The 26,722-nt window shown below is 65.0% G+C and carries 22 protein-coding genes; 14 read left to right on the forward strand and 8 right to left on the reverse strand.

Annotation, left to right across the window (positions count from 1 at the left end; translation table 11 throughout):
- Positions 1-323: 323 nt before the first annotated feature.
- Positions 324-1,571 (forward strand): glycine C-acetyltransferase, encoded by a 1,248-nt coding sequence (gene kbl, locus EJV47_RS23455; protein WP_126695650.1) that lies wholly within the window; start codon positions 324-326, stop codon positions 1,569-1,571.
- Positions 1,572-1,661: 90 nt separating this feature from the next.
- Here kbl and EJV47_RS23460 read toward each other — a convergent pair whose 3' ends face one another.
- A complete protein-coding gene (locus tag EJV47_RS23460; RefSeq protein WP_126695651.1) occupies positions 1,662-2,204 on the reverse strand; it encodes a hypothetical protein in 543 nt (180 codons plus the stop codon).
- Between the two features lie 71 nt (positions 2,205-2,275).
- On the opposite strand from EJV47_RS23460, the gene EJV47_RS23465 reads away from it, so the two are divergent.
- The 4 genes from EJV47_RS23465 (at position 2,276) to EJV47_RS28975 (ending at position 7,796) form a co-directional block, all read left to right on the forward strand.
- Positions 2,276-3,508, forward strand: coding sequence for an exo-beta-N-acetylmuramidase NamZ family protein (locus EJV47_RS23465; RefSeq protein ID WP_126695652.1), 1,233 nt, complete (start codon positions 2,276-2,278; stop codon positions 3,506-3,508).
- 186 nt (positions 3,509-3,694) lie between these two features.
- Positions 3,695-4,561 (forward strand): hypothetical protein, encoded by an 867-nt coding sequence (locus EJV47_RS23470; protein WP_126695653.1) that lies wholly within the window; start codon positions 3,695-3,697, stop codon positions 4,559-4,561.
- A gap of 103 nt (positions 4,562-4,664) precedes the next feature.
- Complete coding sequence (locus tag EJV47_RS23475; RefSeq protein ID WP_126695654.1) at positions 4,665-5,375, forward strand: hypothetical protein; 711 nt, start codon at positions 4,665-4,667, stop codon at positions 5,373-5,375.
- Between the two features lie 444 nt (positions 5,376-5,819).
- Positions 5,820-7,796, forward strand: a complete 1,977-nt coding sequence (locus EJV47_RS28975; protein WP_126695655.1) for a carboxypeptidase-like regulatory domain-containing protein — start codon at positions 5,820-5,822, stop codon at positions 7,794-7,796.
- Between the two features lie 36 nt (positions 7,797-7,832).
- Here EJV47_RS28975 and EJV47_RS23485 read toward each other — a convergent pair whose 3' ends face one another.
- From EJV47_RS23485 to folP, 5 genes are all read right to left on the reverse strand, one after another.
- A complete protein-coding gene (locus tag EJV47_RS23485; RefSeq protein WP_126695656.1) occupies positions 7,833-8,201 on the reverse strand; it encodes a hypothetical protein in 369 nt (122 codons plus the stop codon).
- A 7-nt stretch (positions 8,202-8,208) separates the two neighbouring features.
- The gene (locus EJV47_RS23490; protein ID WP_126695657.1) at positions 8,209-8,547 is read right to left on the reverse strand and encodes a hypothetical protein; all 339 of its coding nucleotides are present in this window, start codon (positions 8,545-8,547) and stop codon (positions 8,209-8,211) included.
- A 10-nt stretch (positions 8,548-8,557) separates the two neighbouring features.
- A complete protein-coding gene (locus EJV47_RS23495) occupies positions 8,558-9,073 on the reverse strand; it encodes a hypothetical protein (protein WP_165903906.1) in 516 nt (171 codons plus the stop codon).
- 142 nt (positions 9,074-9,215) lie between these two features.
- Positions 9,216-10,061 (reverse strand): diadenylate cyclase CdaA, encoded by an 846-nt coding sequence (cdaA, locus tag EJV47_RS23500; RefSeq protein WP_126695659.1) that lies wholly within the window; start codon positions 10,059-10,061, stop codon positions 9,216-9,218.
- 18 nt (positions 10,062-10,079) lie between these two features.
- Positions 10,080-10,961, reverse strand: coding sequence for a dihydropteroate synthase (gene folP, locus EJV47_RS23505; RefSeq protein ID WP_126695660.1), 882 nt, complete (start codon positions 10,959-10,961; stop codon positions 10,080-10,082).
- 140 nt (positions 10,962-11,101) lie between these two features.
- Between folP and EJV47_RS23510 the strand changes: the two genes are divergently transcribed.
- From EJV47_RS23510 to EJV47_RS23535, 6 genes are all read left to right on the forward strand, one after another.
- On the forward strand, positions 11,102-11,656 hold the full coding sequence (locus EJV47_RS23510; protein ID WP_126695661.1) for a DUF1599 domain-containing protein: 555 nt from the start codon (positions 11,102-11,104) through the stop codon (positions 11,654-11,656).
- Positions 11,657-11,729: 73 nt separating this feature from the next.
- Positions 11,730-12,026: a GIY-YIG nuclease family protein gene (locus EJV47_RS23515; RefSeq protein WP_126695662.1), complete on the forward strand. Its 297-nt coding sequence runs from the start codon at positions 11,730-11,732 to the stop codon at positions 12,024-12,026.
- A gap of 117 nt (positions 12,027-12,143) precedes the next feature.
- The gene (locus tag EJV47_RS23520; RefSeq protein WP_243651293.1) at positions 12,144-13,313 is read left to right on the forward strand and encodes a BT_3928 family protein; all 1,170 of its coding nucleotides are present in this window, start codon (positions 12,144-12,146) and stop codon (positions 13,311-13,313) included.
- A gap of 155 nt (positions 13,314-13,468) precedes the next feature.
- Entirely contained in the window at positions 13,469-14,530 is a 1,062-nt protein-coding gene (locus EJV47_RS23525; RefSeq protein ID WP_126695663.1) for an ABC transporter permease, read from the forward strand.
- A gap of 98 nt (positions 14,531-14,628) precedes the next feature.
- The gene (locus EJV47_RS23530) at positions 14,629-15,156 is read left to right on the forward strand and encodes a shikimate kinase (RefSeq protein WP_126695664.1); all 528 of its coding nucleotides are present in this window, start codon (positions 14,629-14,631) and stop codon (positions 15,154-15,156) included.
- Positions 15,157-15,228: 72 nt separating this feature from the next.
- Entirely contained in the window at positions 15,229-15,882 is a 654-nt protein-coding gene (locus tag EJV47_RS23535; RefSeq protein WP_126695665.1) for a sterol desaturase family protein, read from the forward strand.
- A 90-nt stretch (positions 15,883-15,972) separates the two neighbouring features.
- Here EJV47_RS23535 and EJV47_RS28230 read toward each other — a convergent pair whose 3' ends face one another.
- Positions 15,973-16,149, reverse strand: coding sequence for a hypothetical protein (locus EJV47_RS28230; protein WP_165903907.1), 177 nt, complete (start codon positions 16,147-16,149; stop codon positions 15,973-15,975).
- Positions 16,150-16,307: 158 nt separating this feature from the next.
- Between EJV47_RS28230 and EJV47_RS23540 the strand changes: the two genes are divergently transcribed.
- Positions 16,308-16,580: a hypothetical protein gene (locus EJV47_RS23540; RefSeq protein ID WP_126695666.1), complete on the forward strand. Its 273-nt coding sequence runs from the start codon at positions 16,308-16,310 to the stop codon at positions 16,578-16,580.
- 336 nt (positions 16,581-16,916) lie between these two features.
- Positions 16,917-21,197, forward strand: a complete 4,281-nt coding sequence (locus EJV47_RS23545) for a beta strand repeat-containing protein (RefSeq protein ID WP_126695667.1) — start codon at positions 16,917-16,919, stop codon at positions 21,195-21,197.
- A 367-nt stretch (positions 21,198-21,564) separates the two neighbouring features.
- Here EJV47_RS23545 and EJV47_RS28980 read toward each other — a convergent pair whose 3' ends face one another.
- Positions 21,565-22,329, reverse strand: coding sequence for a helix-turn-helix transcriptional regulator (locus tag EJV47_RS28980; protein WP_279389075.1), 765 nt, complete (start codon positions 22,327-22,329; stop codon positions 21,565-21,567).
- A gap of 261 nt (positions 22,330-22,590) precedes the next feature.
- Here EJV47_RS28980 and EJV47_RS23555 point away from each other — a divergent pair, with 261 nt between their 5' ends.
- Positions 22,591-26,700, forward strand: coding sequence for a two-component regulator propeller domain-containing protein (locus tag EJV47_RS23555; RefSeq protein ID WP_126695668.1), 4,110 nt, complete (start codon positions 22,591-22,593; stop codon positions 26,698-26,700).
- The last annotated feature ends 22 nt before the right edge of the window (positions 26,701-26,722 follow it).

Here is a 26,722-nt window from a genome sequence, read left to right on the forward strand (position 1 = left end):
GCGGAGCACTGGCTCTAACCCACAAGGTCGAGGCCGAAGCCCCGCATTTAGGGATGGTAGGTGACTCCGCTTCCTTGGCTGGCTACCCAGAAGATAGGGCAGTGCAATCATACAAGGGGTGGTTGACTTCGTTTTGGAACGTCAGTTAGCTTTTAGCTTTCTAATTCTAATCTTTCAACCACCCCTAGCCCCTCCTCAGCTGAGGAGGGGAACTAACCTTAGCTCTAGTTGGAACCTACTCACCCCGTTCTAAACTAGCACCGCTACTGCCCCCGCCGCCGTACCTTCGCCAGCAGTTTCCCCGTCACTGCAATCCATTCCCCATGTACACCACCCTTCAGCCCGACCTGCAGCAGCAGCTCCAGGAAATCAAGGACGCCGGCCTCTACAAAAAGGAGCGCGTCATTACCTCGCCCCAGGGCGCCGAAATCGAAACCTCGGAGGCGGGCGAAGTGCTGAACTTCTGCGCCAACAACTACCTAGGCCTCTCATCGCACCCCGAGGTTATCAAGGCCGCCAAGGAAGCCATCGACTCGCACGGCTACGGCATGTCGTCGGTGCGCTTTATCTGCGGCACCCAGGACATTCACAAGGAGCTGGAGCGCAAGCTGGCCGAGTTTCTGGGCACTGAGGACACCATTCTCTACGCCGCCGCCTTCGACGCCAACGGCGGGGTGTTCGAGCCCCTGTTCAACGAGCAGGACGCCATCATCTCGGACGCGCTGAACCACGCCAGCATTATCGACGGGGTGCGCCTGTGCAAGGCCCAGCGCTACCGCTACGCCCACAACGATATGCAGGACCTGGAAAAGCAGCTCCAGGACGCCCAGGCCAAGGGCACCCGCCACCGCATCATCGTCACCGACGGCTCGTTCTCGATGGACGGCACTATTGCCCAGCTCGATAAAATCTGCGACCTGGCCGACAAGTACGAGGCCCTGGTGATGATTGACGAGTGCCACTCCATGGGATTCCTCGGCAAAACCGGCCGCGGCACCCACGAGTACCGCGACGTGCTGGGCCGCGTCGACATTATCACCGGCACGCTGGGCAAGGCCCTCGGTGGGGCCATGGGCGGCTTCACCTCCGGCCGTAAGGAAATCATCGACATGCTGCGCCAGCGCAGCCGCCCCTACCTGTTCTCCAACACCCTGGCCCCGGCCATCGTGGGCGCCTCGCTGCGGGTGCTGGAGCTGCTGACGGAAAGCACCCAGCTGCGCGACCAGCTCGAAGAAAACACCAAGTACTTCCGCGAGAAGATGACCGCCGCCGGCTTCGACATCAAGCCCGGCGAGCATCCCATCGTGCCCGTCATGCTCTACGACGCCAAGCTCAGCCAGGACTTCGCGGCCAAGATGCTGGAAAAGGGTATTTACGTGGTGGGCTTCTACTTCCCCGTGGTGCCCAAGGGCCAGGCCCGCATCCGGGTGCAGCTCAGCGCCGCCCACACCCGGGAGCATCTGGACAAGGCCATCAACGCCTTTATCGAAGTCGGCCGGGAGCTGGGCACCATCAAGGCGCCGGAGGCCCAGCAGCCCGAAGCCGGGCAGGTGGTGACGAACACGCCGTGAGGCTTGCTACCCGCTTGATCAAACAACAAGGCCCGCCGAAGCTTCGGCGGGCCTTGTTGTTTTCAGTGCTGTTACGCACTGGGCGCGTTCTTACAAAACACCCCAGCCTCTTTGCATGAAGGTAAGAGTCGCCCCCGCCACGAACGTCTTTTGGTCGGTAGTCGTCGTGGCTTGCAGGTTGGTCAATTCAAACAAGTATACTTCAGGGTGAAGCTCCCAGCGACTGAAATGCCAGAGCGTAAATCGCCTGCGTTGAGGGGAATCCGTCGGAATAGGGTGCGGTTCGATGTTACAGACTTCGTAAAAAGGCGAATCCGGCTGGTCGGGATGGATGATGCCTTGGGTAAACAGGCTGTAATAAGTCGGGTCGACATCGACGATTCGCAATGTGTCACTAAGATTGTAGACAACCAGTAACTCGCCTTTCCGCCCGATAACGCCCAGCGTGCCCGTGTACCGGGGCTGTTCGTGGTAGCGGTAGTGCTGCTGGAAAAACTCCTGCGCCCAGCGCACCTCCTGCGCCTCCTGCGTCTGAGGGGCCGCGACGGCGTCTGGTGAGTCGATAACGGTAGGAGAAGTGGACTGGCAGGCCACCCACAGCGGTATCAGCGTCAGCAAACGGAATGGGCTCATGGCGGAAGATAGAAAGAGGCCGGTCGGGAAGCATTAATTTAAGCCGTTTCCCACCCATTCCCGCCCGCGTCATGAAACTGCCCCTGTTCCTCGTTCCGCTCCTGGTAGCCGGCAGCGCCTCCGCCTACATCACCTTCTGGCCCGCCGAACCGCCCGCACTCCGCCCGGCGGCCAAAACCAGCATCGTCACCGGCGCCGACCAGACCGAAGCCTACCTGCCCTACCTCAAAGGCAAGCGCGTGGCCGTGCTGGCTAATCCCACCACCATCATCGGTAAGAAGCACCTGGTGGACAGCCTGCCGCAGCGGGGCGTCAACATCGTGAAGGTGTTCGGGCCGGAGCACGGCTTCCGCGGCAACGCCAGCGCCGGCATGAAGGTGGCCGACGAAAAGGACCCGGCCACCGGTATTCCCATCATTTCACTCTACGGGCCGAAGCGGCAGCCCTCCGCCGAGGATCTGGCCGACGTGGACGTGCTGCTCTACGACGTGCAGGACGTGGGCTGCCGCTTCTACACCAACATCAACGTGCTGCGCAACCTGATGGACGCCTGCGCCCAGAACGGCAAGGAGCTGCTCATCCTCGACCGGCCCAACCCCAACGGCTACCTCGTCGACGGGCCGGTGCTGGATATGAAGCTCAAATCGGGCATCGGGCAGTTTCCCATTCCCATTGCCCACGGCCTCACCGTGGCCGAATTTGCCCAGATGGTGAACGGCGAAATGTGGCTGCCCGGCGGCAAGCCCTGCAAGCTCCGCATCATTCCCGTCAAGAACTACCGGCACGACCTGGAGTACGTGCTGCCCGTCAAACCCTCGCCCAACCTGAACACCCAGCAGAGCATCCTGCTCTACCCCGCTACCTGCCTGTTCGAGGGCACCGTGCTCAACCACGGCCGCGGTACGCAGTTCCCCTTCACCGTGCTCGGCAGCCCGGCCCTGAAAGGCAAGTTCAGCTTCGCCTACACGCCCGTCAGCATCCCGGGTATGAGCGAGACACCGCTACATATGAACCAGGAGTGCTACGGCCTCGATTTGCGCCAGTACGACGTGCGGCAGTGGCGCAAAACCGGGCGCCTCAACCTGGATTGGATGATTACCCTCTACCAGGCCTACCCCGATAAGGCGAAGTTCTTCGACCGCACCCAGAGCAAGGAAATCGGCAACATCAACGGCCTGGCCGGCACCACCGACTTCAAAACTCAAATCGAAGCCGGTAAAACGCCGGCGCAGATCCGCGCCTCCTGGGAGCCGGCCCTGGGCCAGTACAAGCAGATGCGGCAACGGTATCTGCTGTATAAGTAGGGCCTAACTCCGCTGGCGCGCGTCTCTGACGCGCCCGCCAGAACGCTGGTCGTTGGAGTAGCCCGCACGATTCGCGTCTCTGACGCGGTGCCGGTGGGCACGCGTCAGAGACGCCCGCCCGCCAGCGGGGACGTTAATAGCGGTCCTGCTTATTTTACCCGTTTAATTAACCTGAAAACCGGAGCCATGCTTTCTACAGCGCTGTTGCTATTACTAGCTCAGGCACCGGATTATCAGTGCGGGGCCTACTGGGTTGGCGGCTCTCATCACGACACCTTTATTACTGCTGCCGGAGATACCCTGAGCCAGGTAGATAAGCAGGGGCTATACCAGGGTGAACACGTTTATTCCAGCAGTCAAATCCGCACTACTACTACCGGCTACTTCAAAGATGGCTGGCCGGTCGGCGAATGGAAGGTGCGCTTTTCGGATGGGAGCTACGCGGTGGGGCCGTGCAGTATTGGGGCCGAAGAAGTCGTTGTCACGGTCACCGATATACGCAAACGACAGGAGCGCGGCACCTATATAAAAACGGGTATCTGGCGCTGTTACACTAGTGCCGGTCAGCTGGTACAAACCCGGCGCTACGAACAGCGTCTGGACGAAAAGAAAAAGCTACTAATAAGGCGAGCCTACGTCTTGGTCGGTGACCAGGGATTTGTGCCGAGCAAGGAAGAAGAATTCAGCGTAAAGCGTAATGGCGACGCGCCAGGCTATCATGTGTTCCGCGCGGCAGTGACCCGGGATTATTACGATACGGGCCGGCTGCAGAAATTTGTCAGGGCAGAGAAAAATGGCCGAACAATCGATTATCATCCTGATGGCCGAGTGAGTTCGATTGAAAGAGGGCGCTGGTACGGGGGAGGAATATTTCCGGTGTATACAGGATTTACGCGGCATTACTCACTTGCTGGGCAACTATCTAGCGTAACACGTAAAATCTATCTTCTTTTTGGCCTGGTTAATCGCCAAAAACATATTTCCTACGCAGAAGATGGAAAGAAAAAGAGTGTCCGTGTTAGAAAATTTAGAGCTACGTCAGTGCTAAAATAAAGGGCGTATTAAAAGCTATTTTTCTATATTTCCTCCACGCCCCGCATACCTACCATTACCTATTGCAAGTCGTCCATCTTTCCACCTTTCACTATTCCCACGTATGGCCTCGCCATTCAAAAAACGCTCCAGGAATTTCTTCCTGAGCAAAAGCATCAGCCGCGAAACCATGAAGCAGCTGGTGGGTGACCACCTCGACGCGCTGGAAGCCGACGAACAGCCCGCAGGCGCCCCCGACACCAAGGCCATGGCCGCCAAGCTGCGGCCCCTGTACGAGCAGTTTCAGGTGGGGCTGGGTACGGGCAAGGCCGGCCTGGCCGCCCGCGGCAACCAGACTACTTCCGTCGGGGAGGCGTTTGAAGCGCTGAAAAGCTACCCGGCCGAAATTGCCCGCGTGCATATTCTGCCCAAGCACGATGAGAAGTCGGCGGTGTACAAGGAGTTTTTCCCCAAGGGGCGTACGGCGTTTTCCGGAGCATCGCAGAAGGCCATCGGTACCGATATCCGGGCCTTTATTCTGACGGCCCGCAAATACGCCGAGCTAGTGCCGGCGGCCGTTGTGACGGAGCTGCAAACCCGTTTGAAAACCTTTGAGGACGCCGGCACCGAGCAGGGCAAAGCAGAAAAAATCAACAAAGATGGCCGGCAGGCTATTGGCAAAGACCAGAAAGCCCTGGCCGTACATCTGTTTGCCAACTTCGGGGCCTTTATTCACGCCTTTGCCGCCGAGCCGGAGAAAGCAGAGCTTTACTTTAACCTGGGGGCATTGCCGGCCAAGCAACAGAAGAAGAAGGCGACAACCACGGCCGGCTAAAACACCGCGAAAGAGTTCGGCAACCGGTTCGTCGGTTCCTTTTCGCGGAGTAAGCAAAAACGGCTGTCAGACCCCATTCCGAAATCTGGAACGGCCGAAAACACTTGTCAGACCCCGTTCCGCATTTCGGAACGAGCAAAAACGGCTGTCAGACCCCATTCCGAAATGCGGAATAACTAAAAACGGCTGTCAGACCCCGTTCCGAAATGCGGAATGGGGTCTGACAGCCGTTTTACTGCCCGACAAACTCAAACCTGAACCGCTTGCACCCTTCGGGCCCGTCCGCTGATACGCCTCGCCGACACACGCCAGCGCGAGATTGGCAAAGCCAACGGGGCCTGCCCGCGCTGCCCGCATACCCCACCCCCAAGCATTAGCAACCTTTAATAGGCCGCCTGCCCGCCGCCTGCTATTTTTCCACTTGATTCTTATCCTTTGCTCGACATGTTTTCCAAGATTATCTGGCTGCTGGCCGGCGCCTGGCTGCTGGCCCTGGCCGCGCCGGCCCAATCCGTGATGTTGCGCGGCCGCGTGCTCGACGCCGAAACCCGGCAGCCCATTCCCAACGCCCAGATCGGGGTGGCCGACAACCGCCTGGGCACCGTTACGAGCGTCGACGGCTACTTTTCGCTGCTGGTGCCGGCCGCCCACCAGAGTGGGCAGCTGGAAGTGGTGATGATGGGCTACCAGAAGCACCGGCAGGCGCTGCCGCCGCTGCCGGGGCCGGAGCTGCGCATTGAGCTGCGCCCGCGGCCCACTTCCCTGCGCGAAGTCACGGTGCAGGGCTCGGTGCTGGGCATCGTGCGCGAGGCGGTGGCCCGCATCCCGCGGAACTACCCCGTGCGCCCCACCCGGCTGGAAGGCTTCTTCCGGGAGTCGGACAACTACCTGCCCCAGGGCGCCTACCGCTACCTGGCCGAAGCCGTGCTGACGGCCTATAAAGCCCCCTACACCCGCCCCAAGGACGACGGCGACATCGTGATTCGCCAGTCGCGCAAGGTGGCCCTGGACTCGGTGCGCGGCTTCAGCAGCTTCGGCTGGTACGCCGGGCCGTTTATCCCGCACCGCTTCGATTTCGTGCACAACCGGCTGGCCTTTATCAACGAGGCCGATTTCCGCGACTACGACTACCGCCTCAGCGACCTGACCACCTTCCGCGACCAGCCGGTGTACGTCATCAGCTTCGGGCCCCGGACCGGCAACACCCGCGCCGAGTTTGAGGGCCAGCTCTACATCGCGCAGGACAGCTACGCCTTCGTGGCCGCCGAGTGGCACCGCACCCCGGTGGGCATCCGCAACGAGCACCTGAACATCGACGCCGAGCTGCGCGCCTACCGCATCGACTACCAGCCCTACGCCGAGCGCTGGCACGTGAAGAACGTGTGGTACAAGACGCTGGCCCGGCTCAGCGGCGGCCGGCGCGTGCAGCACCTGAGCGAGTTTCTGACCACGGCCGTGGACACCGCCCAGGCTGCGGCGCCCAAGTACGTCGAGCGGGCGCAGTACCGCGACGTGTTTCTGCAGAATACCGTGCGCTACGACTCCACGTTCTGGCAAGCCGCCACCACCTTGCTGCCGCCCGCGCAGCTGCGCCAGGCCCTGCGCGAGCAGGAGCGGCAGCGCCACGCCGAGCAGGCTTTTGCCCCCGCCGCCGATACGGGCCGGGCGGCTCCCGGCGCCCGCCCGGCCCGTATCGGCGGCCCGCCGCCCGGCCGCAGCATCACCATTACCCTGCACAGCGGCGCGGGCTTGGGCGTGCTGCCCCTGCAGGCCCGCCCCGCCGAGCTGGCCCTGACGTTCGCGCCGGCCGGCTCCGCGTTTCGGGCCGAGGCCCGGCGCCGCAGCCCGGCCCCGCAATGGGTGCCGTACTACTCCTTTGCGCTGCGGCTGGGCGTGGGCCAGTCCTTCTCCATCGACTACCTGACCCGCCGGGCCGTGGGCGACTTCCGCGGGCAGGGCTACGGGCTGGGGGCCACCTACGCCTACAACCTGCGCCCCCACCACCGCCCGCTGCGGCTGCGGGTGGGCGCCTCGCACGTACGGCAGCGCCTGCGCTACGCCCTGGGCACCTTCGACAATCCCGACGCCCAGCTGCGCCTCGACGGCACCCGGCTGGACGCCGACCGGCTGCAGGTGGCCTGGCAGCGGGCGTTTCGGGCCTGGCAGCCCCACCTGGGCTTCGGCCTGGAGCTGACGCACCGCCTGGAGCTGGCCGCCGACGCCGGCTGGCTGCTGCCCACCCGCACCCGCGACGAGCTGTACGTGGCCGAAAAGCGCGGCTTCCTGCTTACCCGCAAGCAAGTCGAGCTGCCGCTGCCCACCGCCGACGCCACCGCCCTGGTCGACGAGGCACCCGCCCCGGCGCCCTGGAAGCTGGGCCGGCCTTCCCTGACCCTGCAGCTGCTCTACCGCCCGCGCTAAAGCATTGCCCCCAGCGCCCGCGGGCAGCAGGAGTATTTAGGAAGCTTGACCAGGAGCCCGCAGCAACCGCAGAAACGCCAGCCGCTGTCCGCAGCCCGGGCAGTACTGGTCGTACGCGGCCCGCGGATGCGCCACGGCCGCCACGAACTGAACATCAGCGAAGCGCAGCCGCTGCCCGGCGGGCAGGCCCAGCGCCTCGGGGCGGTAGGAGCCTAAATCTAGGACGCAGAAGTCGCACAGGGTCAGGCGCCGGCCGGGGCGTACTTCGTAGGTCGCGTAGGTGTGCCGGCCGGCGTGCAGATGCTCCAGCTCCGTGGGAACGTCGCCGCCGCACGCGTGGTAGGGGGCGCACAGGCGCACTTCCAGGGCGCCGAAGCAGATGGGGCACTGTGCGGAGCGGGGCATAACGTGGTCAAGCACCAGCGGTGCCAGGGGGTGGCGCCGGCAGGTAGGGGTGAAGCGGCGTCAGGTAACGGAGCGGAATATGGTGCAGGTCGCGCAGGGTCACGCAGTAGTCCAATAGCGTCGGGTCGTCGTACCAGCCGCTTTGCCGGTCGAGGCGGTACAGCTCGGCCAGACCGTAGCGCTCCAGCAGAAAAATCCAGCCCGCAGCAGTAATATGGGCCCGCAGAATCTGGCAGTAATCGAACAGGCCTTGTACCTGCTCGGGCGTAGCCAGGTCGGCGGCGTAGTAGCGGGTGCCGTGGGGCCGCGGGAAGTCGTAAAAGCCCATGACGGTAGGCTCTTCCATAGCGGCGTGGTCAATTGATGGTGGGCAGCGGTACGCGCGGGTGGCGCAGGTAGTAGAGCTGCAGCGGGGAAAGCTGCACGGTAAACACCGCCGACTTTACCACCACCTTTCCGACCTGCGCCCGGGCCCGGGCGTCGACGGGCACGGTGCCCCGGTAAAAGTTATCCGCGTCCAGCTCCAGGGTCAGGACGGAGCGCGGCGCGAGGGTATCCTGCCAGAAACTGTTGCCGCAGTAGGTCTGCATCGGGAAAACCGGCTGCACCCACCGGCCATCCACCCAGAGCAGCAGGCTGAGGCCCATCAGCGTCGCGTCGGCCCGCTCAATGGGGACCGGCCGCGCCGTGGGGTTGAGCAGGTGCAGGCGCAGGGATTGGGCGCCGCTGGGATGCTGAATGCGGCCGTCGGCGGGCACTACCAGCACCAGGCTGTCGGCTGAGTGGTTGGGGACCTGGCTGGCCAGTTCGGCCGTGAGCGGGGTGCGGTCTTTCACCCATGTCTGCGGGGCCCAGCCCAAGTAGGTGTTCATCCACTGGACTTCGCCCTTTCGGGCGCGCGTACCCATCATTGCCTGGCCGTAGGCCGGCCCGGCATGGATAAGCAGAAGCGCGGCGGCCGGCAGCCAATAGATGAGTAATAGCCTCACAGAAGAATGGAGTATCGGGAGTTGCTCACGCGGCCACTTCAGCCGCCGAGCCCACCGACGAAGCCGAGGCCGCCGGCCGGGGCTGGGCGTCGAAGAGGAACTCGTTGAGCTTGGCGCGCAGATCGGCCGACGACAGGTTGCGGTACACCTCCCCGCCGCGCACCAACGACATCTGCCCCGTTTCCTCGCTCACCACCAGCACCACCGAGTCGGTGACTTCCGTCAGGCCGATGGCGGCGCGGTGGCGCAGGCCCATGGAAGCGGGCACGTCGGGATTTTCGCTCACCGGCAGAATGCAGCGGGCAGCCTTGATGCGGCCCTGAGCAATGATGACGGCCCCGTCGTGCAGGGGCGAGGTTTTGTTGAAGATGCTCATGAGCAGACGCTTGCTCACAGAAGCGTCGAGCAGGTCGCCGGATTCGGCGAAGAACTTCAGATCCGTAGCCTGCTGAAAGGCAATGAGGGCGCCGGTATTCTTGCCGGCCAGGCTCTTGGCCGCCTCCACGAAGGGCGTCACGGACATGCGCTGCAGCGGCTGCTCCCGCCGCCACGAAAACATGCGCATCCGCTCCAGGGCCGTCACCTTGCCGATATTCAAGAGGAAGCGGCGGATTTCCTGCTGAAACAAAATGATGCCCGCCAGCACGCCCACCGACATAAACTGCCCCAGAATCATGGTGAGCAGCTCCATGCCGGCGGCTTTCACCACCAGGTAAAACAGGTAGATGGAGAGAAAGCCCAGGAAGATGCGCAGGGCCACCGAGCCGGTGAGCAGCTTGTAAATCTGGTAGAACAGAATGGTCACCAGCACCACGTCGACGACGTCGATCCAGCCGATGCGCAGGAAGCCGATGGCGACGGGGTTAAACATGGGGTGGGTGGTTAAGGGTCAGGAGCTAAGCGTGTTTTCGATGAGGCGGATGGTCTGCGCGGCTTCGGCCACGTCGTGCACGCGCACGAGGCGGGCCCCGCCGAGCACGGCCAGGGTATTCAGGGCGATGGTGCCGGGCAAAGCGGCGTCGGGCGTAAGGCCCAGGGGTTTCCAGACCAGGGTTTTACGGGAAAGTCCTACCAAAAGTGGCAAGTCCAACACCGCGCGTAGCTCCGGCAGGCGCTTAAGCAACTCGTAACCCTGCTGCGGAGTTTTGGCAAAGCCGATGCCGGGGTCGAGCACCACGTCGGCGGCGGGCCAGAGGGCGCGCAGGGCCGTGAGCCGGTCGCGGAAGTAGCGCGTGACGCTAAGCACGAGGTCTTCGTCGTAGTGGGTGAGCTGGGTCATGGTTTGCGGGGTGCCGCGCATGTGCATGAGCACGTAGGGCACCCGCAAACGCGCCACCGTGGCAAACATTGCCTCGTCGAGCAGGCCGCCGCCGATGTCGTTGATCATGTTGGCCCCGGCCTGCACGGCCTCTTCGGCCACCCGGGCCCGGAAGGTGTCGACGGAGAGAAACACCTCGGGGAAGCGTTTCCGGATGGCCTGCACGGCCGGCAGCAGACGGCGCAGCTCCTCGTCGGGGCTGATGTCTTCGGCGCCGGGGCGGGAGGAGTAGGCACCCAGGTCGAGGATGGCGGCCCCGGCCTGCAGCATCTGTTCGGCGCGCTGCAGCACGTCGGTTTCGCCTTCCAGGCGGGAGCCGGCGAAGAACGAGTCGGGCGTGACGTTGAGGATGCCCATGACCTGCGGGCGGCTCAGATCGAGCACGGTGCCGCCGGGGCAACGCAGCGTTTGCCGCCCCCGAAATAGCGTATCTTGCACGGCCAGGCTGGTCATGGTTTTTTGGTGCTTAGTGCCTGGTGCTTGGTGCTTAGTGAGCAGGTGGTATCGGCGCGGCCCTCAAGGGGCGGGCGCGGCCCCGGCCTAAGCACTGGGCACAAAGCACCAAGCACTGTCTTAAAAATAGCATTTTCACGTTGAACGACCAAACTCCGCGGCAGTACGACCGGGTGATTGAGCAGTGCCGCACGCTGTTTCTGGCCAAAGCCCACGACTACGGCACGGCTTGGCGCATCCTGCGCCTGCCCAGCATCACCGACCAGATTTACATCAAGGCCCAGCGCATCCGCTCCATCCAGGAAAAGGGCGTGCAGCTGGTGCAGGAGCCGATTGACGACGAGTTCGTGGCCATCGTGAACTACTGCGTCATTGCCCTGATGCAGCTGCACCTGCCCGCCGACGCGCCCCTGGATCTGGACGTGGACGCCGTAGCTGCTACTTACGACGAGGAAGTGGCCGAAAACCGCAAGCTGCTCTTCGCCAAAAACCACGACTACGGCGAGGCCTGGCGGCAGATGCGCGTATCGAGCATCACCGACATCATCCTGATGAAGCTGCACCGTACCAAGCAGATCGAAGATTTGCACGGCCGCACCCTGGCCTCGGAAGGCGTGGAAGCCAACTACCGCGACATGCTCAACTACGCCGTCTTCGCCCTGATTCTGCGCGGGGCGGCGGCGCAGGTGGGGTAGGAGAGAGGAAAGAACGTCATGTCGAGCTTGTCGAGACATCTCGCGTGCTGACGCTGGATAGTATCTTCCCTACATGAGCTTCTTCATCTATATCCTGACCAATCCAGCCCGAACCGTACTCTACATTGGGGTGACCAATGATCTGGAGCGGCGTCTGTATGAACATGGTCAAGGGCTCGGCGAAGCGGGTAAGTTTACCGGACGGTATCAATGTAACCTGTTAATTTATTTTGAAATCAGCCCGGATGCCGTGCAGGCTATTGCTCGTGAAAAGCAGCTCAAGAACTGGAGCCGAGCCAAGAAAGAATGGTTGATTGGAACCCTCAACCCTAACTGGGAGCCGATTGACCCGCGAACGTGGAACGGATAAGGCTACTATCACGCATCAGCCCGCGAGATGTCTCGACAAGCTCGACATGACGTTCTTCTTTCCATTCCCTGAACATTCCGCGTTGCCCGGCCGTTTGTCAGCCGCTTACTTTGTACCATGTCCACTTCCGACTCCGCTGCTGCTACCTCGGCCATGACGGCCGGCCGTCAGCCTTCCCACCTGCTGCGCACCTTTGTCCGGCTCTGCTGGTTTCTGCTCGGCGCGCTGTTCATCTTCTCGGGCCTGATCAAGCTGAACGACCCCATCGGCACGGCTTACAAGCTGGAGGAGTACTTCGAGGTCTTTGCCATCGACTTCGCGCCTTTCTTCTTGTATTTCAAGAGCATTGCCCGGCTGCTGAGCATCACGCTCAGCTCCCTGGAAGTAGTGCTGGGGGTGGCCCTGCTGCTGCGCTGGAACCTGCGCTTCACGCTCTGGAGCCTGTTTGCGCTGCTGGTGTTTTTCGCCTTCCTCACCTTCTACTCGGCGGCCTTCAACAAGGTCACCGACTGCGGCTGCTTCGGCGACTTTATCAAGCTCAAGCCCTGGCACTCCTTCTTCAAGGACTTGTTCCTGCTCTTCCTCTGGGCGGTGGTGTACTTCAACCAACGTTTCCTGCGGCGCGTCTTCGCCAAGGGCACCCTGGGCACCATGTACGTGACGTTTGCACTGGCCGTGGCCGTGGGCATCGGGGTGTACGCCCTGGGCCATTTGCCCTACTTCGATTTCCTGCCCTACAAGGTGGGCAACGACATCGGCAAGCTCATGCAGCCCTCGGCGCCGCTGCGCTACAAGTACATCATGGAAAAGGGCGGCACCACCCAGGAATTCACGGAGTACCCCACGGATACGCTCTGGAAGTTTAAGCAGATGGTGGCCCTGAACCCCGAGGACGGCCCCAAAATCACCGACTTTCGGGTGTGGGAGGCCGACCAGACCGACCTCACTAAGGAAGTGCTGACCGGCAACAAGCTGCTGGTCGTCATCCAGAACGTGACCAAGGCCGACCGGGACCGGTTCCCGCAAATCAACGCCCTGCTGGCTTCGGTGGACTCCTCCAAGAAGGACATCACGCCGATGATTATTACCAGCTCGTCGGCGGGCGAGTTCGACGTGTTCCGCCACGAGGTGAACCTGCCCGGTAAGTACTACTTCGCCGACGGCACGGTGCTCAAGTCGGTGGTGCGCTCCAACCCCGGCTTCCTGGTGCTCAAGGACGGCGTGGTGAAGGGCAAGTTCCACTACCACGACATTCCCAGCCGCGCCAAGCTGGAGGAAATGCTGTAGCGGGGTCTTGGGAGCTTGGGGGCTTAGGGTCTTGGCTGACCAAGCCACCTGCGTAGCGGCCAAACCGGGTCGATGCCGAGTGGAGCAGACGGCTGGTGTAACCAGAGCAAGTTGAACGACCACCAAGACCCCAAGACCCCAAGCTCCCAAGACCCATGATTACCTTCATCCTGCGGCGCCTGCTGCACGGCATCCTGATTCTGGCCGGCGTGGCCCTGACGGTGTTCCTGCTCTTTCAGGTGCTGCCCGGCGACCCGGTGGCCCTGCTGGCCGGGCAGCGCAGCGACGTGGCTACCCGCGCCGCCATTGCCGCCGACCTCGGCCTCGACCAGCCCGTGCCCGTGCAGCTGGTGGGCTACCTCAACGATGTGTCGCCCCTGGGCGTGCACCCGCGCGACTCGGCCGGCCTGGCCCGCTACGGCGGCGTGCAGCTGCTGCCGCTGGGCGGCGAGCGGGCCCTGGTGCTCAAGAAGCCCTACCTGCGCCGCTCGTTTCAGTCGAACAAGGACGTACTCGACATCCTGCTCGACCACTTCGACGGCACGCTGTGGCTGGCCCTGGCGGCCATGCTGCTGGCGGCGGTACTCGGCATAGCCTTCGGCATCGTGGCGGCGCTGCGGGCCCACACCTGGGTCGACCGGACTTTGCTGACCGTCTCGGTGCTGGGTATTTCAGTGCCCTCGTTCGTGGCCGCCATCCTCATTGCCATGACGTTTGGCTTCTACTGGAGCCGCTGGACCGGGCTGAGCCTGACGGGGCAGCTGTTCGAAGCGGACCCCTTCACGGCCGAGCCCCACGTGGTGTGGCGCAACCTGCTGCTGCCGGCCCTGGCCCTGGGCGTGCGGCCCCTGGCCGTGATTGTGCAGCTCACGCGCAGCTCCATGCTGGAGGTGATGTCGCAGGATTTCGTGCGCACGGCCCGGGCCAAGGGGCTGTCGAAGGCCCGCACGGTATGGCACCACGCCCTGCAGAACGCCCTGAACCCGGTGGTAACGGCCGTGTCGGGCTGGCTGGCCTCGCTCATGGCCGGCGCCTTCTTCATTGAGTACATCTTCAACTGGAAGGGCCTGGGCACCGTCACGCTGCGGGCCGTCGAGAACCTGGATTTCCCGGTGGTGATGGGCGCCACGCTGTTCGTAGCCTTTCTGTTCGTGGTCATCAACATCGCCGTGGACGTGCTCTACGCCGTGCTCGACCCGCGGGTGAAATTGAATTAATAATGAACAGTTAATAGTTGGGGGGGCCGCAGCCGCTGATGAAGGCTAAACCGCGGGGCTGCGGGCATTCTTAATTATTAATTATCAATTAGTAATTGATGGACCGTCTGTTCCTCATTGGCATGCCCGGGGCCGGCAAAACCACCCTGGGCCGCGCCCTGGCTGCCCACTACCAGCTGCCCTTCCGCGACCTGGACGAGGAGCTGGTGCAGCGCGCCGGCCGTAGCGTGGCCGATATCTTCGCGGCGGAAGGGGAGGCGTATTTCCGGCAGCTGGAGGCCGATACTCTGCGGGCCGTGCTGGCCGAGCACGAGCGGCTGGTGCTGGCCACCGGCGGCGGTACGCCCTGCTTTCACCACAACATGCGGGTGCTCACGCAGAGCGGCCTCACCCTCTGGCTCGAGGTGCCCGTGGCTGAGTTGCGGGCCCGCCTGCAGCACGCCGCCGCTGCGCGCCCCCTGCTGGCTGCCCTACCCCCGGGCGCGGCCGCGCTGGAAAAGCGCCTAAGTGAAACATTGGCCGCCCGCCGGGAGTTTTACGAGCAGGCCGCTCTGCGCTGCCACGGCCCCGCCTGTACTGTAGAAGCCGTGTTTGCGTTGATCCAGCGCTACCGCACCACCGGCTAAACCTTTCGGTCGGGGCTGCGTTTGCGCGCTGGTGGCTATTTTTGCCCCCTGAATCACACCATCCAGAGTATCATGGAACAAAAGGCTGCTCCGGCGTCGGGCCAACTGCACAAGCCCAAGCACAAAGGTTCGGCGCAATTGTTTGACAACCCTGTGCTGGAGCGTATGACGCACACGCACATTGCCGCGCCCCTCTCGATTTTCTTCGGCGTTGCCGCCGTGAGCCTGTACTACAGCCTGAGCCGGGGCCTGCTGAGCGGCCTGTCGGCCTTCGGGCTGTTTCTGGCGGGCTGGTTTGGCTTCACCCTGGTGGAGTACCTGATGCACCGCTTCCTGTACCACATGAAGACGGATACGCCCCGCAAGGCCAAGTTTCAGTACACCATGCACGGCGTGCACCACGAGTTTCCCAAGGACGAAACCCGCCTGGCCATGCCGCCCATCCTGACGGTATTCGTGGCTTCGCTGCTGTTTTTCATCTTCCGCTTCGTGTTCGGCAACGCGGGCTTTGGCGTGCTGGCCGGTTTCGTGTTCGGCTACGCGCTGTACCTGTTTGTGCACTACGCCATCCACGTGTACAACCCGCCCAAGAACTTCCTCAAGTTCTGGTGGCACCACCACGCCATGCACCACTACCGGCAGGACGAAGTGGCCTTCGGCGTGTCGACTACCATCTGGGACCACATTATCGGCACCATGCCCGATAAGAAAAGCGCGGCCAAGTAAGCCCTGCGGCACCCCGCCAACAGCGCGGCCGGCTCCTGCACTTGTCAGGGGCCGGCCGCGCTGTTTGTATCGGAAAGATTTAGGCCGGAATCAGCGGCGGCGGGAGAAGCGGGTGAACAGCCAGAACAGCAGGATCAGAACCACCACTACGCCGATAATGCCCGTGTAGGCGCCGGCCTTGAAGATGCCCTCGGCCAGGTCGCAGCCGGTGAGGGGCAGAAGCAGCAGCGCCAGGACCAGTGGCAGCCAGGGAAGGGAGCGTTTCATGTCAGAAAGGGGAAGGAGGGTGCAATGCGGGCGGCCGCGTTTGGGCCGCCGTGATAAGTGCGCATACTGCCTGCCCGCGGAAAAAGTTGAGGCCCGGATTGGTCAGCCCGGGAGGCCGGCGGTGAACCATCAGCGCGACTTTCGTGTATCTTGGCATAATGAGCAACGAAGTAGCCAACCTGAGCCTGTCGGCAGCCACGCGCACCGAGCCCGTGCTGCATTACGCCTACTGCGTCGACGCGGGCAACCGCCCGGCCAACCACGCCGGCGACTGGCCCGAGCAGGGCCGCGTGTACCCCGTACGTCTGGTACCCAGCCGCCTCGAGGGCATGCCCCTGGTGCACGTACTGGGCTTTGAGGGCGCCGCCCCGTACTACAACGCGTTCGGCCCGCACCGCTTTGAAGTGGTGGCCGAAGTATGGTTAAATTAAGATTAAAAACTTGCGTGCCGGAGTGGTTATTTCGGCCCCCTACTTCTCCGCCGAAGCCCGCTACGTAGCGGGCTTCGGCTTTTTTATGCCCTTGCCGAGTGAATCAGGATGCTATGCATGCAGCCTAAAGTTATACTATGCGGCGAATCTTCATGTTTTTTTCATAAGTTGCACTGTCACCACCCGTAGCGGGCAGCGCTAACCCACCCCCAAGCCCTGCTGTCCGCCCTATTTGCGAGTAGTCCGTAAGGCTTCCTTCTGGAGGGGGTTTTATTTGGATTATTTGCAGATTTTGGGTATGATATTTCCTCCATTCTTCACCCTTTTTCACACCTGATGCAAACAACTTTATCAAGCTCGACGTCCGCTCCGGGTCGACAGCGAGGCTGGTTCCGCCAGGGCCGCCGGACTTCGGTTTTCGGGGCCTTATGGCTGCTGCTGCTGGCTGGCGCCACCGGGGCCTGGGCCCAAACGCCCATGAGCGGCGCCTACACCATCAACGACGGCCAGCCCACGGGCGGCGCCAACTTCACGTCCTTCACGGCGGCGGCCACGGCCCTGACTACCAACGGGGTGAGCGGTCCGGTGACGTTTACCGTGAGCGGCGGCCCGTACACCGAGCAGCTGCGCCTGACGGCCATCAACGGGGCCAGCGCCACCAACCGCGTGACCTTCAACGGCGGTGGCCGCACGATCAAGTTTGCTTCCAGCACCTCCACGTCGCGCGCCGTGGTGACTCTGGATGGGGCCGACTACGTGACCGTCAACAACCTGGTCATCGACGCTACCAACGGTGGCGCGCCGGGTACCTACGGCTGGGGCGTGCAGCTGGTGAACAACGCGGACAACAACGTCATCAGCAACAACACGATTACCAGCAGCACGAGCAGCACCTCGTCGAACTTCTGCGGCATCGTGACCAGCGCTTCGACCTCCGCGGCTACCACTTCGGGTACCGCCTCGAACCAGAACGTAACCATCACGGGCAATACCATCACCGGGGGCTACTACGGCATCACCGGCATCGGGGTAAGCACGGCTTCGCCCTCCGCGGGCCTGGTTATCAGCAACAACGTGGTGCGCGACTTTTACTTCTACGGCATCTACGTGGCGTACCAGACCGGGCCGCAGATTATCGGCAACGAGCTGACCCGCGCTACGGCCGGCATTTCGACCAGCACCTTCTACGGCATCTACCTGACCACGAGCGTGGACGGGGCTGACGTGGAGAAAAACCGCCTGCACCAGGCTTTTCCGGCGGCTTCCACCTCGACCAGCGCCGTGTACGGCATCTACATTTCCAGCTCGACGGGTACGGCTACTTCGCCCAACGACGTGGTAAACAACCTGGTGTATGACTTGAACGCCAACGGGTCGGTGTATGCTATTTACAACCCCGGCGGCGACTTCGTGCGCTACTACCACAACACGGTCAGCATCGAAGACCAGAGCTACACCGGCAGCAGCTCCACCTACGGCTTCTACCAGACCACGGGCCTGAACGTGGACTTCAAGAACAACGTGGTTCGCGTGGCGCGCGCCGGCACCGGGACCAACTACGCCATCTACCTGACTTCGACCACGGGCACCACGACCTCGGACTACAACAACTTGTCGGGCAGCGGCAACTTCGTGACCGGGTATTACAGCGGCACGTCCTACGCCACGCTGGCCAACTGGCGCACCGCCAACAGCGGCGCCTTCGACCAGAACAGCACCGACGCCAATCCGCAGTTCGTGAACCCGGCTTCGGATTTGCGCCCCACGGCCGGCGCCCTCAACGGCACGGGCACCCCGCTCACGCGCGTGCCGCAGGACATTACCGGCGCCACCCGGGGCGCTACGCCCGACATGGGCGCCTATGAGTTTACGCCCCCCGCCAACGACGCGGCCGTGGTTAGCATCGACTCGCCCGTTTCGCCCGTGGGGGCCGGCACCCGCCCGGTGACGGTAACCATCCTCAACAACGGCGCGACGACGCTCAACACCCTGCGCCTGGAGTACGTGCTCAACAACGGCACGCCGGTGGTGCAGAACTTCACCGCCCTGAACCTGGCTTCGGGCGCCACGCGCAGCCTCACCTTCACCACCCAGGCCACACTGGTGGTGGGTGCCAACACGGTGACGGTAACGGCCAGCCAGCCCAACGGCGGCACCGACGCCAACCCCGGCAACAATAGCCAGAGCACGACGGTGTACACGGCCTTGTCGGGCACTTACACCATCAATAAGAACGCCGCTACGGGCGGAAGCAACTTCGCCAGCTTTACGGAGGTAGCCACGGCCCTGAACGCGGCCGGCATTGCGGGCCCGGTGCGCTTCAACGTGCTGAACGGCCCCTACACCGAGCGCATGGTGCTGGGCGTGGTGCCGGGCACCAGCGCCACCGACACCCTCGTGTTCGACGGCGGCGCCAGCAAGCAGGCCATCAGCTTCGCCAGCAGCGCCACCTCGGAACTGGGCACCATCGTGCTGAACGGCACCGACTACGTGACCCTGCAGAACCTGACGGTACAGGCCACCGGCGCCACCTACGGCATCGGCATCCACCTGGTGGGCCAGGCCAACGGCAACCGCGTGCGCGGCTGCGTGGTCACCTCGTCGACTACCTCCACGAACTCCATCAACGCCGCCTTTGCGGCCAGCGGCTCGCTGACCTCGGCCTCCACCTCGGGCGACGCCAACAACCTGCTGCTGGAAAACAACGTGTTTACGGGCGGCTACTACGGCCTGGCCGTGACGGGCCTGAGCGCCACCACGCGCGCTACCGGCCTGCGCATCCGCAACAACGAAATCCGGGACTTCTACTACTACGGCCTGAACGTGGAGTACACCACCGGCGCGCGGCTGATCGGCAACAACATCCACCGCACCAACCGGGCCGGCGTGAGCGTGTTCTACGGCACCTATCTGACCTACAACCTGGGCCTGCTGCTGGAAAACAACCGCATTCACGACAGCTTTACCGGCAACGGCGGGGCCAGCACTTCGACGGCGTACGGCATCTACTTCGCCACCAGCGACGCCACGGCCGGCGCCGAAAACGAGGTTATCAACAACGTGGTGTACAACTTCAACGGTGCGGGCGTGGAGTACGGCATCTACAACAGCGGCTCCGACCTGGCCCGTTACTACCACAACACCGTGGCGCTGGACAACGCGGCGTCGACCTCGGGCTCGGCCAGCTACGGCTTCTACCAGGTCACCTCGGCTACGGGCATCGACTTCCGCAACAACCTCATCAGCGTGACGCGCGGGGGCTCGGGCAGCCGCTTTGCCATGTACTTCAGCACCGCTGCCTCCACCATCACGTCGGACTACAACAACCTGTACATCGGCAGCGGCACGAACTACTTCACGGGCTACTACGGCGGCAACCAGGCCACCCTGGCCGCCTGGAAGGCCGTCAACAGCAGCGCTTACGACCAGAACAGCACGCAGTTCGACCCCATCTTCCGCGACCCGGCCACCGGCAACCTGCAGCCCACCTCGGTGCAGCTGAACGGCACCGGCGCCCCGGCCCTGCTCACCCGCGTACCGCGTGACATCGTGGGCACCACCCGCCAGAGCCCGCCCGACGTGGGGGCCTACGAGCTGACCATCGTGGCCAACGACGTGGCCGTCATCAGCATTGATGCGCCGGTGACGCCGGCGGTGCTGGGCTCGAACCCGGTGCGCGTAACCATCCGCAACGGCGGCACGGCCGTGCTGAACTCGGTGACGCTGAGCTACACGGTGAACAACGGCGCCACGCCGGCCACCAACTCGGAGGTGTTCAACAACCTGAACCTGGCCGCCGGCCAGGACCGCCAGCTGACCTTCGGCACCGGCATCACGCTCACCCAGATTGGCACCTTCACGCTGACGGTCACCGGCAGCCTGCCCAACGGCCAGCCCGACGGCAACGCCGCCAACAACTCGCAGACCGTCACCTTCGACCAGCTGACCCCGCCCAACGACGAGCCCTGCGCCGCCGTGGTACTCAATGGCGTGGTTAACAGCTCGAACAGTGCTTCGACCACCAGCCAGGGCGGCGGCCTGGTCAACTCGACCCCGACCTGCTCGGGCGCGCTGGCGCCTAAGGACGTGTGGTTCCTCTGGACGCCCACCACGGCTACGGCCACGCTCTACACCAGCGGCGACGCTGCCGGCCAGATTCGCGTGTTTACCGCCGCCAACTGCTCGACCTCGTTCAGCCAGGTGTTCTGCCAGGCCAGCGCCGGCCCCGGCCTGAACATCGGCGCCGTAACGGTAACGGGCCTGACGCCGAACCAGCGCTACTACGTGGCCGTGTCGGGCTTCTCCTCGGGCGACCAGACGGGCCCCTTCACCATCAGCACCACGGCCCTGAGCACCCGCACGCAAACCAACGCGGCCGCTCTGAAGGTATTCCCGAACCCGACGGCCACCGGCTCCTTCACCCTGAAGCTGGACGGCCTGGGCGGCAAAACCGGTACGGTGGAGCTGCTCAACGCCCTGGGCCAGACGGTGCGCCGCGAAGCCCTGGCTACGGCCGGCGAGCAGCAAGTATCGACCCGCGGCCTGGCGGCTGGTCTGTACACGCTGCGCGTGCAGGTGGGCACCGACGTAATGACCCGCAAAGTGGTGCTGGAATAGCGCCCCAGCAACTCCGGCCCGGCCGGATCCACGCCGCGCAGGCGGCGTGGAGTAGCTTACTGAAAAGGCCCTGGCACTACTGCCAGGGCCTTTTTGTTGTCCCGCTGGCCGCGGCTGGCACCGGCAGCAGTCGGTACCACGGACCTTGGTAGGCGGCGCTGCTTCTTCGCAGAAGACTGGGCAAGCCGATTAGCTTTTCTGACTTACCAGCTGGTTCCGGCACACCCCCTGAGAAATACCTGTCGCGCGTCGGGCTACTGACCGGCAGCTTCGCCGGCCTGCTACGAAAATTTTACTCTCGGGCGTTAGCACGCGTGATGTCTCGCCTTCGCTCGACATGACGTTCTAATAAGTCCGTTCTTGCTAATCAAGCCGGCAGGCGCAACGACCAGCTGACGGCGGCCGTGCGGCCCGTCACGCCCAGCTTGGCGTAGATGTTCTGCAGGTGGTTCTGCACCGTGCGCGGGCTGATGCCGCAGCGCCGGCTGATTTCCTTGTCGCTGAGGCCCTGGCCGAGCAGGCCCAGCACCGTCAGCTCCCGGCGCGTCAGGTTGGGGTCGGGCACCAGGGTCACGGCTTTGCCGGCGGCGGGGCGGCGCAGGGCGGCCACGGTGCGGGCGTGGCGCACGGCCGTGCGGAAGTGCGGCACCAGCAGGCTCATCACCGTGCGCTCCGACTCCGAAAAGTCGCGGTGGCGGCGGTTCAGGGCGCTGGTAATCAGGCCGTGGCCGGGCACGTCGAAGCCCACGATGAGCTGGTGGGTGAGCGAAACGGGGCGGTAAAACTCGTTGAACAGCGCCGTGCGGAAAAACTGCGGCATGCGGCAAAAGTCGCTGGTACGCAGCGGCTCCCGGCGACGGTGCTCGAAGATTTCGGCGAAGAGCGGGTGCTGGGTCAGCAGCTGCTGCAGCAACGGGAAGGTGGCTGCCATAAAGGTATCCTCCGGAAACGAGCCCAGATGCCCGATGCGACCTTCCGGGCTAAAGCCGTCGAAACAGGCCGTTTCGGCTACAATGGCGTGCGCCGTGGCCTCCGACAGGCGGTCGAACAGCGTGGCGGGCTCCACGTCGGCGTGCAGGATTTCCAGGGCTTCGCTGAAGCGGATGAGGTCGGTGGTGCGGGGGCGTTGCATGGCGTGGTGGTGGTGGCCGAGATAGGCGGGTCGCGGCGGGGCGGCTAGGTAATATTACTCATTTGCGGGCAGCCGGCCGCACCTAGCTTGCCGGGGCGATGATGCCGAGGCTTGTTATTCACATCATCGTGTGATTGAAGCGGTTGGCTGCGGCTTGTTTCTTTGCTAAGCGCCAGGCGTGGGCTTTTTAGGGAGCCTGCGCCGGGGCGTTTCGCTCCCTTCGGAAACAGGCTGCGCCAATCGGGCCAACTGCTGCCGCCTATGCTCCACCGTACCCTGTTGCTACTTCTGCGCCATCTGCCGCTGGTGCTGGTGGCCGCGCTGGCTCCGCAAGGGCCGGCTGCGGCCCAGGCCCTGGCGACGCGCGTGTACACCCTGGCCGACGGCCTGCCCCAGAGCACCGTGTACGCCCTGGGCCAGGACGCCCGCGGCCAGCTCTGGGCCGGCACCCAGGGTGGGGTGGCCTGGTTCGACGGGCGGCAGTTCCACACCCTCGATACCCGCAGCGGCTTGCCCGACAACCACGTCACGGCCCTGCTGCCCCGGCCCGGCGGCGGCATGCTGCTGGGCCACAAGTACGGGGCTGTGTCGGCTATTGACGCGCAAAACCACATCTACCCGCTGGGGCCGGCGGGCTGGCGCGGCCAGGCCGCCGTGCGCGCCCTGCTGCCCGCCCCCGGCGGACTGTGGGTGGCTACCCTCGGCGACGGCCTCTACCGCCTGCCGCTCAGCACCCCGAAACGCCCCGTCAGGCACTGGCGGCGCGCCCAGGGCCTGCCTTCTGATTCGATATATCAGCTGGCCGCCGGGCCGGCCGGGCAGCTGTGGGCCGCCACGGCCGGCGGCTTGGTCGTGCTCAATCCCGCTACCGGCCGCGTGGAAGCCGCCGAACTGCCGCCCGCACTGCGCCGCGGCCGCGTGTATTCCGTGCACCGCCTGGCCGATACCCTGTACTGGGTGGGGCTGCCGACGGGCCTGGGCCGCCTGCACCGCCCGCACGCCGCCGCGCCCTGGCAGCTGCAGGTGCTGGGCCCTGCCGGTGGGCTCTGCGGCGGCGCCGTGGAGCGGGTGCTGCCCGACCGTCGCGGCCGGGTCTGGGCCCTGTCGGGCACGGGGGTGAGCCGCTACGAGCCGGCCACGGGCCAGCTGCGCTGCTTTGCCCTGCCCAACCAGCTTTCGGACGAAACGGCCTGCGGGCTGCTGGAAGACCGGGAGGGCAGCCTCTGGGTGGTGCTGGTCGACGGCCTACTGCAGCGCGTGGCCGACGAGCGGTTTGCCCTGTTCGGGGCCGCCGAAGGCCTGCCCAGCACAGATGTGCAGGCCCTGCTGAACATGGGCGGCGGGCTGTACTGGGTGGGCACCCGCGAAGGACTGTGGGAATTTCGGCCCGGCGCCCCGGCCGGGCAGCAGTTCCGGCCCGGGCACCGCCGACCCGGCGGCGCCACGGCCAACTTCATCCGCCCGCTGTTCCGCGACTCGCAGGGGCGCGTGTGGGCCGGCAGCCGCGGCGGCGGGGCGGCCATTTATTACCCCGCCACCGGCCGCTGGCAGGAGCTGAGCCACCTGCCCGGCGTGGCGGGCCAGAACGTGCGCGCTTTCGTGGAGGATGGCCTGGGCCGGGTGTGGGTGCTGACGGGCGGGGCCGGCGCCACCGTGGTGCTCGACGCCGAGGCCGGCGCCAGCCGCACCTACAACGCCGCCACCGGCCTCGGCACCAACGCGCTGTGGACCGGCTACCGCGACCAGGCCGGCACGCTCTGGCTGGGCACCGACGACCACGGCCTCGTGCGCGTGGACGTGCAGGCCACCGGCCCCGACCAGCTGCGCCGCGCCGACGGCCGCCGGGACCGGCTCAGCATCGGCTCCATCACCGAGGACGCCCGCGGGCAGCTCTGGCTGGGCTCCATCGGCGAGGGGCTGCTGCGCTTCGACGGGCGGCGGCTGCGGGCGTTCGGGCCCGAAACCGGGCTGCAGTCGAACAACCCCTACTTCGTGCGCTGCGCCGCCGACGGGCAGCTCTGGCTGGGCACCAACCGCGGCCTCGACCGATTTGACCCCGCCACCGGGCGCACCGTGAGCTACGGGCCGGCCGAGGGCTTTTTGGGCCAGGAAACCAACCAGAACGCGGTGCTGCTGGAGCCCGGCGGCCGCATGTGGGTGGGCACCGTCAACGGGGTGATGCGCTACGAGCCGGCCCTGGCCCGCCCCAACCGCACGGCCCCGCGCACCCGCGTGGCCGCCGTGCGGGTGCTGGGCCAGGATACCGCGCTGGGCCCGAATTTTAGCCTGCCCCACGCCCTCAACCAGGTCACCTTCGACTTCGTGGGCGTGAGCCTGACCAACCCGGCCAAGGTGCGCTACCGCTACCGCCTCGTGGGCTTCGATGCCGACTGGAGCCGGCCGGCGGCGGCCACCTCCGCCACTTACACCAACCTGCCCCCCGGCGACTACACCTTCGAGGTAAAAGCGGCCAACAACGACGGGGTGTGGAACCAGGCGCCGGCCCGGCTGAGCTTCCACATCCGGCCGCCGTGGTGGCGCACCTGGTGGGCCTACGGGCTGTACGCCGCGCTGCTGGGCGGAGCTTTCTGGGCCGTGCGCCGCAACACCCAGCGCCGCGAGCGGGACCGGGCCCGGCAGCAGTTGGAGTACCAGGCCCTGAGCCACCTGCAGGAAATGGACCGGGTCAAAAACGACTTCTTCACCCACCTCAGCCACGAGCTGCGCACCCCGCTCACCCTCATCCTGGGCCCGGCCGAGGAGCTGGCCCGCGACGAAGCGGCCCCGGCGCCCACCCGGCAGCAAGGGAGCCGCATCCTGGGCAACGCCCGCAAGCTGCTGCACCTCATCAACCAGATTCTGGACTTGAGCAAGCTCGACGCCGGCGGCCTGACCCTGTACCCGCAGCCCGGTGACGTGGCCGCCGCCGCCCGCGGCTGGGTAGCCGCCTTCCTGGATTTGGCCACCGTGCGCCAGGTAGGCTTGCACGTGGCCGTGCCGCCCGCACCCGTGCCGCTGGTCTACGACGCGGGCCGGCTGGAGGAAATCGTGAGCAACCTGCTGGCCAATGCCCTGCGCTTCACCCCGGCCGGCGGCCACGTGACGCTGGCCGTGCGCGAGGAAGCGCCCACGCCCGCCGCCCCGCACGGGGCCGTGCTGCTGAGCGTGCAGGACACCGGCGTGGGCATTGCGCCCGAGCATTTGCCCCACCTGTTCGACCGGTTTTACCAGGTGCCCGGGCACGGGGCCGAGGCCACTGGCTCGGGCGTGGGCCTGGCCCTGGTGAAAGAGCTGGCCGAGCGCCACGGCGGCGGCGTGCAGGTGCTGAGCACGCCCGGCGCGGGCTCCACCTTCGTGGTACGGCTGCCGCGGACGCTGCCCGCCGCTGATGTGCGGATTGAAACGCCGCCAGTCCCGCCGGCCCTGGCCGCCGATATGCTGCCCCTGCCCAGCGAGCCGGTGCCCGAACTGGCCCCCGACGCCGAGGTGGTGCTGGTGGTGGAAGACAGCGCCGAGGTGCGCGAGTACATTGGGGCGGCGCTGACGACGGCGGGCTACCGGGTGCTGCTGGCGGCCGACGGCCCCAGCGGCGCCACGCTGGCCCGGGAGGCCGTGCCCAGCCTGGTGGTGTCGGACGTGATGATGCCGGGCTTCGATGGCTACGAGCTGTGCCGGCAGCTGAAAACCGACGTGGCTACCTCGCACATCCCGGTGGTGCTACTTACGGCCCGCAGTGCCGCCCCCGACCGCCTGGCCGGCCTCGAAACCGGCGCCGACGCCTACCTTGCCAAGCCCTTCGACCCGCGGGAGCTGCGCGCCCAGGTGCGCAACCTGCTGGCGCTGCGCCACCGCACCCAGGTCCGCCTGCTGCCCGCGTCCACCACCGTGGATGCCCCCGTAGGCCCGGCGGCTACTCCCACTGCGGCCCCGGATGCAGCGCCCGAACCCGCAACGCCCGCAACCGGCAACGCCCGGCGGCCCATTGCGCCCATGCCGGAGGTATTTGAGGCCTACGCGGCGGCCGTGGCGGCGCTGCCCTCGCTCGACAAGACGTTTCTGGAGCGCGTGGAGCAGGCCGTGGAGCGCAACCTCGACAACGGGGAGTTCAGCGTGGAAATGCTCAGCGACGAGGTGGCGCTGAGCCGGGCTCAGTTGCACCGCAAGCTCAAGGCCCTGACCGGCGAAGCCCCCAGCGACTTTATCCGCGGCCTGCGCCTGCGCCGGGCGCACGTGCTGCTGGCCGCCCGCGCCGGCACCGTGTCGGAAGTGGCCTACCAGGTGGGCTTCAACTCCCCGGCGCATTTCAGCACCAGCTTTTCGCGGCAGTTCGGCTACGCGCCCAGCGAAGTGCCTGCGCTGGTGCTGGAATAAGGATTGGCAGCCAGCCGCCGCG

Source organism: Hymenobacter gummosus (genome assembly GCF_003970915.1).
GTDB lineage: Bacteria > Bacteroidota > Bacteroidia > Cytophagales > Hymenobacteraceae > Solirubrum > Solirubrum gummosum.